Annotated in this window: 16 protein-coding genes; 12 read left to right on the top strand and 4 right to left on the bottom strand. The window is 60.2% G+C overall.

Features of this window, described 5'->3' with window-relative positions:
- Nucleotides 1-368: 368 nt before the first annotated feature.
- Complete coding sequence (locus tag ACUSIJ_RS04835; RefSeq protein ID WP_449307235.1) at nucleotides 369-830, bottom strand: SH3 domain-containing protein; 462 nt, start codon at nucleotides 828-830, stop codon at nucleotides 369-371.
- A 700-nt stretch (nucleotides 831-1,530) separates the two neighbouring features.
- Here ACUSIJ_RS04835 and ACUSIJ_RS04830 point away from each other — a divergent pair.
- Both ACUSIJ_RS04830 and ACUSIJ_RS04825 read left to right on the top strand, forming a co-directional pair.
- Nucleotides 1,531-3,090 carry a glycosyltransferase family 4 protein gene (locus ACUSIJ_RS04830; RefSeq protein WP_449307234.1) on the top strand — a complete coding sequence of 520 codons (1,560 nt, stop codon included), beginning with the start codon at nucleotides 1,531-1,533 and terminating at the stop codon, nucleotides 3,088-3,090.
- Between the two features lie 172 nt (nucleotides 3,091-3,262).
- Nucleotides 3,263-3,385: a hypothetical protein gene (locus tag ACUSIJ_RS04825; protein ID WP_449307233.1), complete on the top strand. Its 123-nt coding sequence runs from the start codon at nucleotides 3,263-3,265 to the stop codon at nucleotides 3,383-3,385.
- Between the two features lie 248 nt (nucleotides 3,386-3,633).
- Here the strand turns inward: ACUSIJ_RS04825 and ACUSIJ_RS04820 are convergent, their stop codons facing one another.
- On the bottom strand, nucleotides 3,634-5,001 hold the full coding sequence (locus tag ACUSIJ_RS04820) for an aminotransferase class I/II-fold pyridoxal phosphate-dependent enzyme (RefSeq protein WP_449307232.1): 1,368 nt from the start codon (nucleotides 4,999-5,001) through the stop codon (nucleotides 3,634-3,636).
- 364 nt (nucleotides 5,002-5,365) lie between these two features.
- Here ACUSIJ_RS04820 and ACUSIJ_RS04815 point away from each other — a divergent pair, with 364 nt between their 5' ends.
- From ACUSIJ_RS04815 to ACUSIJ_RS04785, 7 genes are all read left to right on the top strand, one after another.
- A complete protein-coding gene (locus ACUSIJ_RS04815; RefSeq protein ID WP_449307231.1) occupies nucleotides 5,366-6,109 on the top strand; it encodes an ABC transporter permease in 744 nt (247 codons plus the stop codon).
- Nucleotides 6,106-6,873: an ABC transporter permease gene (locus ACUSIJ_RS04810; RefSeq protein ID WP_449307230.1), complete on the top strand. Its 768-nt coding sequence runs from the start codon at nucleotides 6,106-6,108 to the stop codon at nucleotides 6,871-6,873. Before ACUSIJ_RS04815 ends, ACUSIJ_RS04810 begins: the two co-directional genes overlap by 4 nt.
- Nucleotides 6,870-7,658, top strand: a complete 789-nt coding sequence (locus ACUSIJ_RS04805) for an ABC transporter ATP-binding protein (protein ID WP_449307229.1) — start codon at nucleotides 6,870-6,872, stop codon at nucleotides 7,656-7,658. Before ACUSIJ_RS04810 ends, ACUSIJ_RS04805 begins: the two co-directional genes overlap by 4 nt.
- A gap of 29 nt (nucleotides 7,659-7,687) precedes the next feature.
- A complete protein-coding gene (locus tag ACUSIJ_RS04800; protein ID WP_449307228.1) occupies nucleotides 7,688-8,665 on the top strand; it encodes an ABC transporter substrate-binding protein in 978 nt (325 codons plus the stop codon).
- Between the two features lie 93 nt (nucleotides 8,666-8,758).
- Nucleotides 8,759-9,094, top strand: coding sequence for a YdhR family protein (locus tag ACUSIJ_RS04795; protein WP_449307227.1), 336 nt, complete (start codon nucleotides 8,759-8,761; stop codon nucleotides 9,092-9,094).
- A gap of 23 nt (nucleotides 9,095-9,117) precedes the next feature.
- The gene (locus tag ACUSIJ_RS04790; protein ID WP_449307226.1) at nucleotides 9,118-10,482 is read left to right on the top strand and encodes an NtaA/DmoA family FMN-dependent monooxygenase; all 1,365 of its coding nucleotides are present in this window, start codon (nucleotides 9,118-9,120) and stop codon (nucleotides 10,480-10,482) included.
- A gap of 45 nt (nucleotides 10,483-10,527) precedes the next feature.
- Nucleotides 10,528-11,013, top strand: a complete 486-nt coding sequence (locus tag ACUSIJ_RS04785; RefSeq protein WP_449307225.1) for an OsmC family protein — start codon at nucleotides 10,528-10,530, stop codon at nucleotides 11,011-11,013.
- A 245-nt stretch (nucleotides 11,014-11,258) separates the two neighbouring features.
- On the opposite strand, the gene ACUSIJ_RS04780 is transcribed toward ACUSIJ_RS04785, so the two are convergent.
- Nucleotides 11,259-12,245, bottom strand: coding sequence for a zinc-dependent alcohol dehydrogenase family protein (locus ACUSIJ_RS04780; RefSeq protein WP_449307224.1), 987 nt, complete (start codon nucleotides 12,243-12,245; stop codon nucleotides 11,259-11,261).
- A 102-nt stretch (nucleotides 12,246-12,347) separates the two neighbouring features.
- Here ACUSIJ_RS04780 and ACUSIJ_RS04775 point away from each other — a divergent pair, with 102 nt between their 5' ends.
- Nucleotides 12,348-13,250, top strand: a complete 903-nt coding sequence (locus tag ACUSIJ_RS04775; RefSeq protein ID WP_449307223.1) for a LysR family transcriptional regulator — start codon at nucleotides 12,348-12,350, stop codon at nucleotides 13,248-13,250.
- A gap of 378 nt (nucleotides 13,251-13,628) precedes the next feature.
- Here ACUSIJ_RS04775 and ACUSIJ_RS04770 read toward each other — a convergent pair whose 3' ends face one another.
- A complete protein-coding gene (locus ACUSIJ_RS04770) occupies nucleotides 13,629-14,231 on the bottom strand; it encodes a short chain dehydrogenase (RefSeq protein ID WP_449307222.1) in 603 nt (200 codons plus the stop codon).
- Nucleotides 14,232-14,340: 109 nt separating this feature from the next.
- On the opposite strand from ACUSIJ_RS04770, the gene ACUSIJ_RS04765 reads away from it, so the two are divergent.
- Both ACUSIJ_RS04765 and ACUSIJ_RS04760 read left to right on the top strand, forming a co-directional pair.
- On the top strand, nucleotides 14,341-15,240 hold the full coding sequence (locus ACUSIJ_RS04765) for a LysR family transcriptional regulator (RefSeq protein WP_449307221.1): 900 nt from the start codon (nucleotides 14,341-14,343) through the stop codon (nucleotides 15,238-15,240).
- Nucleotides 15,241-15,495: 255 nt separating this feature from the next.
- On the top strand, nucleotides 15,496-16,326 hold the full coding sequence (locus ACUSIJ_RS04760) for a MurR/RpiR family transcriptional regulator (protein WP_449307220.1): 831 nt from the start codon (nucleotides 15,496-15,498) through the stop codon (nucleotides 16,324-16,326).
- Nucleotides 16,327-16,345 lie beyond the last annotated feature (19 nt).

The raw sequence follows: 16,345 nt of genomic DNA, 5'->3' as shown, positions 1-16,345 counted from the left end.
GCTTAGGAGTACAGAGAGGCGTGCCTCTCCTTCCTCATATCGTATCGCCGCATGATCGAGAGCGACGCGCCCCGAGCTGCTATCCTCGACTGCCTGCGCAAGCTGAACGAAGCATCGCCGGATATCGTGGCGAAGTGGTGACATGGCGCGGTACTTCGTATTGGAGGAATTGAAGGTCATCGAAGAATGCAGCCCGAAGACGGCCGAGCGTCTCCACGAGGCCGGCTTCATCTCCGCCGAAGAGGTGAGGCCGCCCCGGCGGAGCGCTTCAAGAGTATCAGCGGGCTGGGACCGAAGACGGTTGCGAGGCTGCAGGGCGCGTCTTAGGCGCCAGGCGTTCTGGAATTGGCCGAGTGGAATCAGCCCACCTAATGGTAGCAAGCAGGGCTTCTTCCACCGGGACGGCTATATGCCGACCTCCCGCCGCACCTTTGCCCGTTCCGGGTCAGGTCGTACGGGCAATCGCACGTTCCGACGTAGGGTCCTCTGACTGGCTCACCCGAACGTCTGGCCGGGGCGGGCTGACGCCTTAGCAGCGGGACGGGTTGATAAGCTGGCGCTGGGGAAGCTGGAGGCGGCGGCTTCGCCACGGGGCGTGTCTCGGATAGATAATCGCCGTGCATCCAGCCTGTCTCGTTGTCAGCCCTCACCCGGTGCCACGCGCCATCGGTTCCAAGAGAGGTGACGGCGCGCCCAGCTTGCACGGTCGAGATGATGCGTGAGTTGGTAGAGGGAGAGGCGCGGAGCCTCACGGCGGTGGTCGTGTAAAGAGTCCGCTGCGCAGGCTCTGACGGGGCGGCGACTGGCGGGGAAGGGGATTGGCTCGTCATTTGCCGCTCCGGCGTCTGCGTTACAGCGGGCGGTGGCGTCGATGGTTGCTCGGTGCCCGGTAAGGTCGCCGTTGGCAGTAACGGCGGCGAGCGTTCTTTGCCTCGATCTGTGATCCAGCCAATTAAGACTAGACCCGCAAGACCGTACCCGATAAGCGCTTTCTTGTTCATTCATGCCCCCAATGAAGGAGCGAAACACAAGCAGAGCTAGGAGTCGATTCAGTCTTTCTGGTGAAATGGCGGTGCGGTTATTTGATAACCGCGAGGTTGCAAGGATGAGCTGACCGTCACGGGCGGCAAGGGCAAGCACCGCCTGTGTTCTATATTTGTTCTGTATATCGTTGAGCGGATCGAAAGGCGGCAGCAGCAAGTCAAGCTTGGCAGTGCCTAGATAAGTCGACTTGGCTCTCCGCGGGGAGAGCAGCTGTGAGGCAGGTTGAGCACCATAGGATCACGTATACAGCTAAGTCGATATCGCTTGGCGATGTTATTGATGTGCTTGCAGCGCATCAGAAACTTTTGCACGAGGGAGCAATAATAATCTCGCGCAACAGTTCAAATTTGCCACGAACTACGGCCCACCATCGATCATGATGACGCGCACTAGTTGGTTGTCGAGGCGAAAAGTTCCAGTTCGTTGTTCCTGTAGCGCGACTGTGATAGGTATCGCATAGATAAGTATCACGTGGATAAGTGTCTTATGATCACGCGCCCGCCCCGTCGCATCCTGCTGACCAATGTCCGTCTGGATGGGCGCTCCGGCACCGAGATTGCGACGATGGAGATCGCGCGCGGCCTGATCAGCCGGAGCCACTGCGTGGCGGTCTATGCAACATCCGCTCTGGGGGAAGTGGCCAGGGAGATGAGTCAGTCCGGTGTGATCGTGACGAACCGGATCGAGGCGCTTGAGGGTTTCAATCCCGACATCATCCAAGGCAATCACAGTTCGCCCTTCCTGATTGCCCGCGCCCTGTTCCCCGACTGCCCCGCACTCTGGTTCTGCCACGATGTCCTCTCGTGGCATGATGAACCAGCGGCTCTGCCGGGAACGGCTCTTTTTGTCGCGTACTCCCCTGCGATCAGGGCGCGCCTTCTGACGGTGCCGGGCATCACCGAGGACCGGATCGCCATGCTGCCCAACGCATCCGGACTGGAACCGGCCGAGGGGCCGCCACCTGCCCGGCTGCGTTGCGTGCTTGTCGTCGCAAAATACCATGCGAAACATGTCTCCCCGGTTCTCGAGGCCTGCAGGCGTCTGGACTTGGCGGCCGAGGTGGTTGGCGGTGGAGTGGGCGAGGTCGCAAATGACCTGGCCAAGCGCATGCGTGCCGCCGATCTGGTGGTGGCGACCGGCAAAGCCGCGATGGAGGCAATCGTCCTGAACCGGCCTGTTCTGTGTGCCGACGAGCGCGGCCTTGCCGGGCTCGTCACCCATGACGTGGCTTCCGCATGGGCCACACGCAATTTTGGCGGCAGCCTCCTGCGACAAAAAGTAGAGGCGGATTCGGTCATGGCCGAGATCGGCCTCTATGACCCCGACGATTTCACCCGCACGCGTGAGCGGATCCTGGAGCGGTTGCTGATGCGCCGCTATCTTGACGAACTGGAGGCGCTGCACGACCGGGTTCTCGGGCATCGCTTCGAGGCGGACCGAAAGGCTTTTGCCGTCGCTCTGGAGGCGGCGATGCCCAGCTACCGGCCGGGCGGGCACTATCCGTTCCAGGCCTATGATCTGAAGCGCAAGGCCGAGGCGCGCGCAGCCGAGTTTGCCGGGGACCTGTCTGTGCTGCGGCTGTCGCAGTTCGACTTCGGGCCGGGACCTGATTTCAGCAAACTGGAATTCACCGCTGGTGCTGCCGGAGCGGCCTTGTTGGGCACGGGCTGGCGCGACGGCAGCTGGCTGCAGGATCGTGGCCACCTGGTTCTGCCCGTCACAACCGGCTGGAGCAGCGGGAGGGGATTTAAGGTCGAAGGCAAGCTGGCTCTGCCCGAAGCCGCTACCCTGCTGGGCGGCGCGCTTCTTCCTATCGCGGTCCGAGTCAATGGCCAACCGGTCGAAATTCACACTACACCGGAGCACCGCGGGCGGCGCCGGGGCTACGTCTATTTCTGGTTTGACACCCCGCTGGAGGTCGACCCCGGGGCGGACGTCACGCTGGAATTCGCTCATCACGGTTCTGACGGGCCAGAGTATCCCGCATCTGCGCCGGGTTTTTTCCGCCTGGACGGCTTGACCTTGGCGCGTCGTCTGGCCGCGTAGACGCTGGTGTCTACATCTCGCAGATCGACGCCGGAAAAAGGGTGATCCTCGGCGCGGCAGCGTGAGGGGCTTTGTTAAGGCTCGGCGTGTCGCGTCGAGGTCAGTCGCGGCCGACATAGTGCAACGGGGGCGTGGTCTTTACCGCGCCCTTTTTCTTATGGAGATGATCGGTATGACCAGATATGCATTCTACGATGAATTGTGGACTGACGAGGCGACGGTTCGGGTGCTGAACATCGTCGACGTCATGACGCGAGAATGCTCGGCCGTGATCGAGGCCAGATGGAAGGTATAATTTGCTCATCTGCCCGTTATTCTCCAGTTCATGCAGTTTCGTTGGCTGCATATTTCTCAATAATTGCACATTATATTTTAGTATTAATAATTAATAATACAACATAAACATGTTTTAATCCGGCAATATTAATTGAGTCAAAGTTTATAAAATGTCTCATACAGTTCGCGCGCCCAAGATCGGCTATCACTCCAGCCTAGGACATCAATCGTCAGACTAAAGCCCAAATTTCTACAAGTCTGCGCACTTCAAGAAGTGCTGATTGCCTCGGCAATGATCGCCGCCAGCCTTCTCAACTGACTCGATTGATCGGGCATCAGGCCGATTGCGATCCGGACGTGATGGGCGGCTGGCGTCTCGAAGAAGCACCGGGTGCCGGGAGACGCCGGCACACCCTGCGAGTCCAGCCTGGCAAGAGCGGCACGCTCGTCCTTGACGGGAACCCAAAGTTCCAGTCCTTCTCCTTCGTCGCTCAAGCCGTTGATGCCGCATCGCCTCAGGGCTGCGACGAGCGTCCTGCGCCTGTCCAGATATGTCCTGCAGGCCTCGGCGAGGATCAGGTCGGCGTCCTTGCTCGTTACCAGATAGGCGAGGGCGCCTTGCAGAATGCCGCTCGTTACGCCGATGCCCCTGAAATGGTGCCTTCGTGTCCGCGCGATGATGGAGCCGGCACCGCCGATGATGCCGACCCTCAGATCTGTTCCGTAGGCTCGACCGTACATGCGAACGAGAATGGTGCGCGAAGGAAGGTGCACGCCGATGCTTGCCGGCCTGGCAGATGACAGGGGTCCAAGGCCGTCGTCTTCGATGATTGCGATGTTCGGCTTCATGCGCAGGATGTCCGCGAGCTGACGCGCGCGCCTTGCCGATATCGCATGTCCAAGAGGGATGTGGCCGCAGGGTTGATAGAGGAGTGCCCTCGGATCATGCTTGAGCACACGCGCGAGTTCGTCCGGCAGGGGGCCTTCGCTGTCGCAGGCGATGGGCAGAGGCCGAAGGCCCAGCCTGGCGATGATCTCGACAACACGTGGGCTTGTCGGCTGCTCGACGGCGATGGCTCCTTCCGGAGGGACTGTCGCCTCCACAGCCAACAGGAGGCCCTCCGTGCCGCCTCCGACTGCGACCCAGGCTTCAGGCCTGAAAGGCCACGTCGGCGCAACGGCATCGACGAGCGGCTCGATGATGTAGCCCTGCGGTTCGGCATATTGTGCACGCATTTGAAGCCCGGCGAGGATCGCAGCCTCCAGCGAGGGTTGAAGCTTGGGATCGGCCGCGGCAAGGGCGGGGCTGCGCTCGGGCCAACTGTCAGTGCTGTTGCCGCGGTTCCAGGAGCGGACGATGCGGATTGCTGCGAACGTTCCTCCGCGCCGGCGCGTCTCGATCAATCCTTCCTCGCGCAGGCGCCCCCAGGCGGCGGCGATGGTGCCCGGGCTGACCGACATACGACGGGCGAGCGTGCGTACCGTCGGCAGACGTGCGCCCGAAGGAACGCGGCCCTCGTAGATCAGGCTCGCAATCGTATCCGCGACCGAGGCGCCGCTTTGCTCAAGGCAGCGTTCGGCAAGCCAGGCCGCATCCACCTCCGTCCATGCCTTCGACATTTCGGCCTTCGACATTTCGCGCGCTCCTGAACATATAATCTTTTGTGTCAAAAAAAGAATTTGACGCTTTGTATTATCAGATTATTATTTCTATAGAAATAGAATTTTAATTATCGCCCTCTCCGAAGGCAGAGTTCGGTCTGCGAGTATGCGCGAGAAAAGAGAAACGGATGCCTCCCTCGTCGATCATGGAAAGCGGTACCGCACGTATCCGGTGGTTGCGCTGCGGGGTCACGCGATGACGAGTCTGCCTCCATCCGGCGCGTTCGTCTCGGCACCTTCAGAGGGAGCGGCGCGGTTTAGTGCCTCATGGGCTCTCGGGATGATGCGTCGGCCTGCTGCGTTCTTGTCCGGCGCGTTCCGGCCGCGAAAGGCCGTCGTGGCCCCCGCCGCGGCCATCCTGGCCCTGGCCGTGGGGCAGGAACTGGCGCTCGCCGCGGACCTGCTCGACGCTCATAGATTTCCCGCATTGAGAACGATTCTCGGCGAGTTTGTCGCGCAGATTGCGAGCGGCGCTATTCGTGCACCGCTGGAGCGCACGCTTCTGACCTGGATCTCCTCCCTGATCATCGCGTTCCTGATCGCCATCGCTCTTGGAATACCGATCGGGCGAAGCCGCAATTTCCGCGCCCTCACGGCGCCGCTCATCGAGTTTCTGCGGCCGATACCATCCACCGCGTTGATACCGCTCGTGATCCTGGCAATCGGCGCCAACATTCAGGGCGCGCTCACGCTCGTCGTCTTCGCGACAGTATGGCAGGTTCTGCCGATGATCATTCGCGGCTCAGCCACCGTGGACCTGATGGCGCTCGATACCGCGCGGGTCTTCGGACTGAGCGATTGGCAAAGGCTCAAATGGGTCATATTGCCGAGCATGGAGCCTTATCTCCTGACCGGTTTGCGGATCGGAACAACGATTTCCCTGCTCGTTCTCATCAGCATGGAACTGTTTGTCGGCGTGACGGGAATTGGCCGTGTCATCGCGATATCCTATGCGGGCGCGAACATGCCGGTGATGTACACCTACATCATCATTGCGGGGCTCCTCGGCGCTACGGCCAATCTGATCCTCATCAGAATCGTGAGGCTTCGGTCGAGGGCCTTGAAAGGGGCGCCGCAATGACCGAGCGTGTCTACCGGTTTGTCCTTGGCAGCGCCGGCCTCGTTTTGGTCATTGGCGCCTGGCTCACGCTGAGCTGGAACTCGACGGACCCCTATTTTCCGCCCCTGCGGAACATGGTCCCGGCCGCGATCGACTACTGGAGTTCGGAAAGCGGCATCGACAGCATCGTATCCACGGTCAGAAATCTGATCATCGGTCTCGTGATCGGGATTGCGGCCGGCGTATTGATGGGCTTGATCATCGGGCAGATCGAAAGCCTCGACATCACACTCACCCCGCTCATCGAGTTTCTTCGCGCAACCCCCAAGACCGCGCTGCTCCCCGTCTTTGTCGCCATGTTCGGCGTGGGCGCCGAGATGAAAGTATTCAGCATCGCGTTCGGCATCACGTGGCTTCTGCTCATCAGTACCGTGGATGGCCTGAAAAGCATTCCGTATCAATGGAGAGACACGGCGAAGATATATGGTCTCACACCGTTCCAGGAGCAGGTGGGCGTCGTCATTCCTGCCGTCCTGCCGCGCATTCTTGCCGGCATTCACATTGCCATCCCCACCAGCCTGATCTTTGCGGTCACGAGCGAGCTGATCGGCGGAAGCACGGGCATCGGCGCGGTTATTCTCAATGCCCAGTTCACCTATGAGGTCGATCTGATGTGGTCCGGGATCCTGCTCCTCGGAATCATCGGATGGATCATGGCCACGCTGTTCTCCTTCGCTCAAAGACGCCTGAACACCTGGGATACCGCGGACGAGAAACTGCTATGAGCGCGATACTCGAAATCCGACATTTCAAGAAGTACTATGAAAGTGCGGTCGGCATCACGCGCGCCGTCGAGGACATTTCGTTCACGGTTCGGAGGTCGGAGTTCGTTTCGATTGTCGGGCCGTCGGGCGCCGGCAAGACGACGTTGCTCCGCGCGCTGGCCGGCCTCATCCGGCCGACCTCCGGGAGTATCCTCTACGAAGGGCAGGAGGTGCTTGCGCCGCAGCAGGACTTCGCCGTCGTGTTCCAGGACTACTCGCGCTCCCTCTATCCGTGGTTCAGCGCGGAGAAGAACGTCCTCCTTCCGCTGGTCAACAAGATACCGGATGCGGAGAGCAGACGGCGGATCGCCCAGCAGACGCTCGAGAAGGTCGGCCTCGGAGATCTGGGAAAGAAGAAGCCTCCCCAGCTTTCCGGCGGCCAGCAGCAGCGGGTGGCGATCGCCCGTGCTCTCGCGTTCGCTCCGAAAGTCCTGATCATGGACGAGCCCTTCGCGTCGGTCGATGCGCAGACGCGCGCGGATCTGGAAGATCTCGTGCTGTGGCTGAAGGCAGAGCACGACACCACGATCCTGTTCGTCACGCATGACGTGGACGAGGCCGTGTACATGAGCAATCGGGTTATCGTCATGACCAAGTCGCCGAGCGTCGTTGCCGACGACATCGCCATCCAACTTCCGAAAGAACGGGATCAGATCGCCACCAAGGCGCTTCCCGAGTTCGCATCGGCGAGAGCCGCGATTCTGACCTTGGTGAGAAACGCACTGGCGCCGGTGGCGGCGGCCTGATCCTTCAAGCTTAGCAGGAGACAAATACGATGATTCATTCCTGGACACCGACACGTAGGACCGTAGCTTCGCTGCTTGCCGCATCTCCCTTCATGCTGGGACGGACAACGGCGAGGGCAGAGAGCCAGGTGGAGACGATCTCGATCTCCATGCTGCCCATTCTGGACGCCGGCCCGGTGCTGCTGACGCAGAAGCGCGACATCTTCGAGAAGCACGGGCTTGATGCCAATGTGAGCACGGGCGGCAATGGCGCGACGAACATCCCGCTCGTTTTGAGTGGGCAGTTCGATATCGCCTATACGAATGTCGTCAGCAGCCTTCTCGCGGTCGACAAGAAGCTTCCGATCGTTCTCGTACATCCCGCCTACGGTCACGTCAGCGATCCGTCCAAGGATCCTTATCGAGTCTATGTCGATCCCAACGGACCGATCCAGAGGCCGGAGCAGCTTGCCTCCGCGAATATCGGGACGGCTTCGCTGCGCAGCCTGTCCTACTGGCTCATCAAGAAGTCGCTGGACAACCTGGGCGCCACCGATCACAGCAAGCAGCAATGGACGAGGGTGCAGCACGAGGACGGAATTATCGCCGTCAAGAACGGCCAGATCGACGGGATTTGGCTCGCCGAGCCGCATGGCGTGAGAGCGGTCCGCGCCGGCCTCGTGCCGATTCTGGCGACCAATGCCGGCTCGCTGCCGGGAGCAGTCGGCGGATACTTCATCGCCAGCAGCACCTACGCGGCAAAGAACCCGTCCGTGCTGCGGAAGTTCAAGGCGTCGCTGTCGGAAACGTATGACTTCATTGCTGACAAGCCGGACGTCATTCGCGATGCGGTGATCGAATCCCTGAATTTCGACAAGGATCTCGTCTATGCGGCGAATCTGAACGTGTACCCCAACGAGACCGATCTGGCGAAGTTCCAGGTGATTGCCGAGGATCTGGTGCGCTACGGTCTCATCAGTGCGGCGCCGAACCTTGCCGATCTCTTCTGGAAAGACCCCGCGGTCTGATCTCGTCCGCAGGGCCGCCGAGCGTCAGGGATCGGACGCCGGCGCCGGATACCACCCCTATCCACGAACCCAACAGATGGCAGGAGACGACCGATGTCTGTGGCCTTGATCGTGAATTACAAGTGGAATGTCGACTGGGAAACGGCGAAGTATCCCACGCCCGAGGAAGCCGCCGTGACCGCCAGGGGACCCGGCATTCAATGGAAGCTCTGGCTGCGCGATGAGAAGAACAAGCGAAGGGGATCGGTCTATCTGTTCGTGGACCGGCGGTCGGCGGAAGCGTGGCTTGCAAAGGTCATCGATCGTTTCCTGGAGCGCGATCCGGATTTCGTGCCGTACATATTCGATGTCGATGAAGTCAATAGCCGCGTGACCAGAGCGCCCTTGGACGTCCAGCCTGAGACGTTTCTTGAGGCGAGTGCAAGCTGACGGTTCCGGGGAGTGCCCAAGACATGTCGAGTGGAAGAAGAAAGCGGCTGATATTTTCTGCGTTCACGGAGAACAAGCACGGAGGATACTGGGCCGGCCTGTGGCGACACAAATGGGGCTGGACGCTCGATGCCAACGATCTGGACGACTGGATCGCCTATGTGAAACTGCTGGAGCAGGGCAAGTTCGACTTCCTGTTCCTGGCCGATGTGCTGGGCGTCTACGATGTCTACGGCGGAAGCATGGATGGAGCGCTCAAACACGGAATCAGCATTCCGGTGAACGACCCGGCCGTCTTGATGAGCGCGCTGGCCGCGGCCACCAAGGATCTCGGCCTGGTCTTCACAAGCGCCCCGATGCAGTCGCCTCCCTACGATTTTGCGAGAAAGCTGTCCACGCTGGACCATCTCTCGAAGGGGCGCGTCGGCTGGAACATCGTTACGGGGTTCACCCACAGCGGTGCCCGAAATTTTGGCGCCGAGCGGCAGCTGGATCATGCTGACCGCTATCGCCTCGCGGATGAGTATGTCGATGTTCTCTATCGGCTCTGGGAGGGAAGTTGGGAGGACGATGCTTTCGTGCGCGACGCCGGACAGGGCGTCTTCGTCAACCCAGCAAAGGTGCATCCCATCGACTTTTCCGGCGCGTTCTACAAGGTGGCGGGACCGCACCAGACCTCTCCTTCTCCGCAGCGTACGCCGTTCCTGTGTCAGGCTGGCGCCTCGGAGGCGGGGCGGGCATTTGCTGCCCGCCATGCCGAAGCGGTTTTTCTGCCGACACCTTCGCAGGAAAGCACGAAAGCGCGCATCGACGATATCAGGCGACGCGCGCAAGTGGACTATGGGCGGAAGGCCAGCGACATCGTCTTCTTGAAGGGCGCCTGGTTCGTGATCGGTGGGACCGAGGCAGAGGCCAGACGAAAGCATGCCGACATTCTTGAAAAGGCTGACATCGAGGCTTTGCTCGTGGACAGCAGCGGAAAGTCCGGAATTGACTTCAGCCAGATCGACCTCGACGCCGATCTCGCGGATATCAAGACTGATGGCATTCAAGGCGTCCTGCAGTCGTTTCTCAACGACAATCCCGGCCGCAGCTACAAGTTCAGGGACTATGCGAGGTACAAGCTTACGCGCGTCTTCGTTGGCACCCCGGATCAGATCGCCGATCAGCTCGAAGAGTGGTCGGATACCGGCCTCGACGGGTTTCTCGTCTTCGGTTTGCCTTCCACCGAGGCCATCAAAGACTTCGTCGAGGGGCTGTGCCCTACGTTGCAGGAGCGTGGATTGATGCAGACCCACTATGCGGAGGGAACCCTGCGCGAAAAGATATTCGGGCTCGATCGGTACCTGCCCGATACGCATCCGGCAAGATACTATCGCCGCCGTTGAGGCGAGTTGCGGTCGCCGAGTACTGGTATTTATCAGGGGTTGTCGATGTCTTCCGGAATCAGCGTTGAACAGGTGAAACCAAAGCAAGTCGAGATTCGTAGCACGGACGTTCATGGGCGCTACATCGTCGATGTGGGTCATGCGGTTTTTGTTGCCGATTCCACGGCCGGGAAAAATCCCGCCTTCGATGGAACCGCGAAAGCGCCATTGCCTTCATATCTCCTGCTCGCAGCATTGGGCGTCAGTGCCTTCGGCCTCATCGAGAAGCGGGCCAGGGAGCTGGGCGTGACGTTGATTGGCGGCAGGATAGGCGGCACCGTGAGGCGCGACGATGAGGATTGCACGAGATACAGCAGCATCAAGCTCGATATCAGTTTCGACCGGATTGATGGTGAGTTCTCTAACGAAATCGTGGATGCCTTTGCGAAAACATGCCCTATATATAATACCATCGCTCGCGTTGTAGATATTTCTACATCGGTTACAGTAGGCGGAAAAGAATTATGTTATACTAGCGGCCTCTCCGATTGATTTATTAACTGTTCCTTCATCGGGTATGTCGTGATCGATCTGCGTATTGCCAGATACTGCCTTGAGCGCGGCTGGCACGTGATCGCAACAATACGTACACCACGGGAAGACATGGGAAACGTAAGGCAGGCGTGATTGCCGAACACCGCCGATTGCCGCCTATCGCCGCGGGCTTCCGCACGAGCATCATCGCTGTTGGCAGTTTCTTGCGCTGCGCCCGCGAAGCTGGCCAACTTTCGCATCTTTCAGATTGTTACTACGATCTTTCCGAACTGCTCATTGGACTCCAGATACCGGTGCGCATCGATAATCTCGTCGAAAGTGAAAGTTTTCGAGATGGTCGGCCGGAGTTTTCCGCTTGTCAGCCCGTCGAGGATAAAGCGCTTAGCCGTCTCCAGACGCTCGGGGGTGCCCGTGATCTCATGGACGAGATAGCCACGAAGCATCAGGCTCTTACCCAGCACGGCCGGAAGCGGGAACGGTGTCGGCTGCCCGCTGAGCCCACCATATTCGATGAGGATGCCGCCCCGTGCCATGGCTTCGGTGAGCGGCTCGAAGATCGGCCCGCCGACGGGATCAAGCACGACACGGACGTCCGCCGAACCAGCGATCTCCCGCAAGCGTAGCGCCAGGTCTTCCTCATCCGTGGCGATCACATGCGCAGCGCCGGCACCGAGCAACGCCTGCCGCTTGGCGGCTCCGCGCGTGACCGCGATCGGGACCGCCCCGATCATGTTGGCTATCTCGATCGCCGCAAGTCCCACACTGCTGGACGCGGCGGTGATGACCACCACCTCGCCGCAGCGGATTTTCGCGATGTCGATGAGGGCGCCGAAGGCCGTCAGATACTGCATCCAGACAGCCGCAGCGTCCTCCCAGCTCAGCGTCGGCGGATGCTTGACGACGCGTTCCGCCGGCACGCTGATGTATTCGGCATAGGTTGGCCACCGGGCCATCGAGATCGGTGGGATGATGCTGACCGCATTGCCCGGCTCGAAGCTGGTCACCCCTTCCCCCAGTCCTTCAACGATACCCGCCGCCTCAAGTCCGAGCCCCGACGGCAGGACCGGTGTCTCGATGTATGTACCCGCCCGCATCAACGCATCGGCTCGGTTGAGTCCCAATGCCTTGACCTTGATCCTCACTTCATTCGCGCGGACCGGTGCCGCCTCTGCTGTCTCGAAGCGCAGGACCTCTGGGCCTCCATGACGATGAAAACGGACCACACGCATATGAACCATCCATAATTATTGATTTCTAATTGGCTTTATCGAATCCGGAATCAGGGATAAATTCGCCGGTATGCACGACAGAATTAACGAATAGTTCTCAATATGGATCGTCTCACAAGCATGGCCGTGTTCGTCAAAGCGGTGGATCTCGGCTCGTTCGCCGCGGCTGCCGACGCCCTCGGCCTGTCCGCGCCGATGGTTGGCAAGCATGTTCGCTTCCTGGAGGAGCGCTTGGGCGTTCGTCTGATCAATCGCACGACGCGACGGCAGAACCTGACGGACTTTGGCCGCGAGTATTGCGAGCGCTGCCGTCTGATTCTGGCCGAAGCGTCTGCCGCCGATGCTCTCGCTGCCACTCAGCTCGCCGAGCCGCGCGGCAAGTTGCGCGTGACGACGCCGGTTCACTTCGGTCGGTGTTGCGTGATGCCGATCCTGATGGCGCTGATCGGCAGATTTCCCGACCTGAAGCTCGATCTCTCCCTCAACGATCGCCTCACCGATCTGGCCGAGGACGGATACGACCTAGCCGTGCGAACAGGCGATCCTGGAAACCAAGGCGGCGTTGTGGGACGCCGGGTTGCCCGCCAACGAATGATCGTATGCGGCTCGCCTGGTTACCTCGAAGCCAATGGGTGCCCAGGCGTCATCAATGATTTGAGACGGCACAACGCTATCGTCTACCGCCGGTCGGGGATCGTTCCGCCATGGCAGTTCCCTGGCCCGGAAGGCTCTCCAATCGAAGTGCTGCCGGCTTTCCGCGTCTGGATGGACGATCTCGCCGCGATCGCGGATGCCGCTACGCAAGGCGCCGGCCTCGCATGGCTTCCCTCGTGGCTCGTTCGGGAGCGGCTTGATGCAGGCTTGCTTGTCGAGCTACTACCGGAACAATCAGGTTTCCCCTACGACGTATACGCCTTATGGCTGTCGACATCTGCCGTGCTGCCCAAAGTGCGCGTCGCTATCGATGCATTGGCAAGCGAGTTGCCGAAATTCATGAGCCGATGACGACATAGACGCTCCCGGAAAACTGAGCATCGGTAAGCGGTGTCCAAATCGGCCGTTTGCACACTTCGTCAAAAGTGAACCAGCAGGAAACCACTCTGTTCGTCATGTGGTCGCAGCGCTATTTTGGAGGGGTGGGGCTATAGTGTAGACGTAGTTCTCCATTCCGTCGTTCTCGGCCCGCTATTGGCCGCCGATAACCGCATGGCTCGACGTGTCTCTGGCAACCAGTTGCGGTCGAGGTCACGCTCTTCAGGTATCGTGCGGTAGAATGGATAGTATAGACGCCGCTGAAGCCACCAACGGCGAGCCGTGTCCCAGAGCGTCAGGTGCATGGTTGTGGCACGCAGCGAGTATGATCCCATCTCTCTCAGCAACTGACTAGCCATACATCCTAATGACTCCACCCGTTTCGCTGCCCTCCACGCAACCGACATAGGCCTCGATCAGCCGATCCATCGGCACCGGCGTCATGCCCGGAAAAAGATGACCGAAATCCTTGATTGAGTCGGCGACCATCGTCGGGCTCACAGCATTGATGCGTAGGTTCCGTGGCAGTTCGACGGCAGCCGACAGGACAAAGCTGTGCAGGCCACCATTGATGACGGCGCCCCCCGTCACTCCAGGCCAGGCTGCATCCGCGAATATGCCGCTGGTCAGCGTGAACGAGCCGCCGTCCGAGAGGTGGCGTTGGCCGACCAGGACGAGATTGATCTGACCGAAGAATTTCCCGCGCATGTTCTCATGCAATGCGGCCTCGGTCAGTTCGGCAAAATTGTCCAGCGCCCCGGACGCGGCAACGCAGATGCAGGCGTCCACATGCCCCACTGTCTCGTACATCCGTTCGATGCTTTCAGCCGACGTGACGTCGACCGAGACATCCCGACCGGAACGACCGGCGGCAATCACTTCGTGACGTGTTTCCAGTTCCGCGCAAAGCGGCCGACCGATCGTACCGGATGCTCCGACGACGAGAATTCGCATCGCAATCTCCTGTTCATGCAATCACATGGGCTGGCGGATAAGATTGCCTCCTGCATTTAAGAAGAGAATGCTCTATTATGTGAAACGGCTTTGAGGAGAACGATGCATAATGCGCGGCAGCGAGTTTGCCGATCTCAAGGCGTTCGTCGCCATCGCGGAACGCGGCAGCTTCTCCGCCGCTGCAAGGATGCTGGCTATTTCGCCGTCCGCATTGAGCCAGCGAATGCGCGAGTTCGAGGCACGGCTGGGGGTGCGGCTGCTCAATCGCACGACCCGCAGCGTCGCTCCGACTGAGCAGGGGCAAGCGCTGCTCGACAGGATCGTGCCGCTCTTCGCCGGTTTCGATCAGGCCATGGCTGAGCTGATCGCCGAGCGCGCCGAGGTGGCCGGTTTGCTGCGGCTCAATCTTTCACGCGTTGCCGCCATGTATCTGCTGGCGCCGCATCTGGACGTTTTTCACCGGGCCCATCCGGCCGTGACCCTCGACGTCACGATCGACGACACCTTCGCCGACGTCGTTGCGGGACGGTTCGATGCCGGCATTCGCTTGGGAGAAACCCTCGAAAAAGACATGGTGGCGGTTCGACTGGGTGGCCGGAGGGAGTCCGTGGTGGTCGCCAGTCCTGTGCTCATCGAGCAGCTAGGCAAGCCTGAAAGCCCATATGACCTGTACCGGTTCCCCTGCATTCGTTTCCGCTGGCCCGGTGCCATGCATCTCTATCGCTGGGAGTTCGAGAAGGAGGGCGATTCCGTCGAAATCGATGTTGAAGGTCCTCTGATCGCTAATGACACCGCCATGATGCTGGCGGCCGCGGAGCAAGGGCTCGGACTTGCCTATGTTCTTGATATCGAGGTGCGTGAGCGCGTCGACAATGGCAGGCTGGTGCGGGTCTTGGCGGATTGGACGCCTCCGTTCACCGGCTTCTACCTGTACCATCCCAGCGCGAGACAGATGCCACGGCAGCTCAGAGCATTCATCGATTGTCTCAGTAGCCAAGTGGTTGCCTAAACAAGTGGCTGCCTAAAGCAGCGTCCCATAAATCTGACCTGGCGCTTCAGGCCATGGTCAGCACGAGTTCGGAGCAGATTTCAACCCGGAAGGCTGCGGTGAGGTGCCCAATTGCCTGGATCGCCCCGAAGGGGCGGCCGTTTCGGAGGCTGTGATTTTATCACCCCCCGTGTGGGGTAGCGGGCAAGTGCACTCTGGCGCATCTCTATGGAATGTCGCAATGTTTCCCGGCGAGCATTTTGGAGACATCGTATAATGGTTCAATATGGCAGCCCGCCGGCGACGACTGCGATACGGCATGGAAGCATCCTCGTCCGCCTTCAGGAGGAAATAGACCGGCTGCCCAATGCGCTTGCGAGGATCGCCAAGTATATCCTCGAAAATCCGGAAAAGGTGCTGCACCAGTCGGTAGCGGAGCTTGGTGAATTCGCGGGCAGCGGCGAGGCAAGCATCCTGAGGCTCTGCCGTCAGATCGGTTTTTCCGGTTTCCGGGATTTCAAGCTGGCTCTGGCAGCCGAGGTCGGGCGTCCAAGTCTCGCCACTGCGGGCAGTGCCGGCCCCAATGCGGCCATCCGGTCATTGCACGACACCATGGTCGAAAACCTCGTCGTCGCCCACGGTCATGTCGATACCGCGACTCTCGACAAAGTCGCTGCAGCTCTCGTTGCCAGCCGGCGGATCGACCTATATGGGTCGGGCATGTCGGGGGTGACGGCGGAAATGCTCGCCTATCGCCTGTTGCGGGCCGGCTTGACCGCCGTGACGTTTCGCAATTCCGACATGGCGCATGAAGTCGCCAATGGTCTCGGACGGGGGTGTGTCGCGATTGGCTTGTCGATCTCAGGCCTGACGGTCGACACTCTGCACTTCCTGAAAGGAGCCCGAGCCGCAGGCGCAACGACGGTCGCCATCACCAACCGCGCCCGCAGCCCGATCGGCGAGGCGGCGCATTTCACCCTTCAGGCTGCGGGCCTGAACCCGATCGGTGGCACGCTGGCGCCGATGGTCGGCAAGATCTTCCTCATCGAGTGTCTGATGCTGGCCCTTGGCCAGGAGATGGAGCGCCTCGGGCCTGAAATGAAATAAAACTCCATATCGTCATTTA

The sequence above is a fragment of the Pseudochelatococcus sp. B33 genome (assembly GCF_053570585.1).
This window is presented reverse-complemented; position numbering and strand designations above follow the sequence as displayed.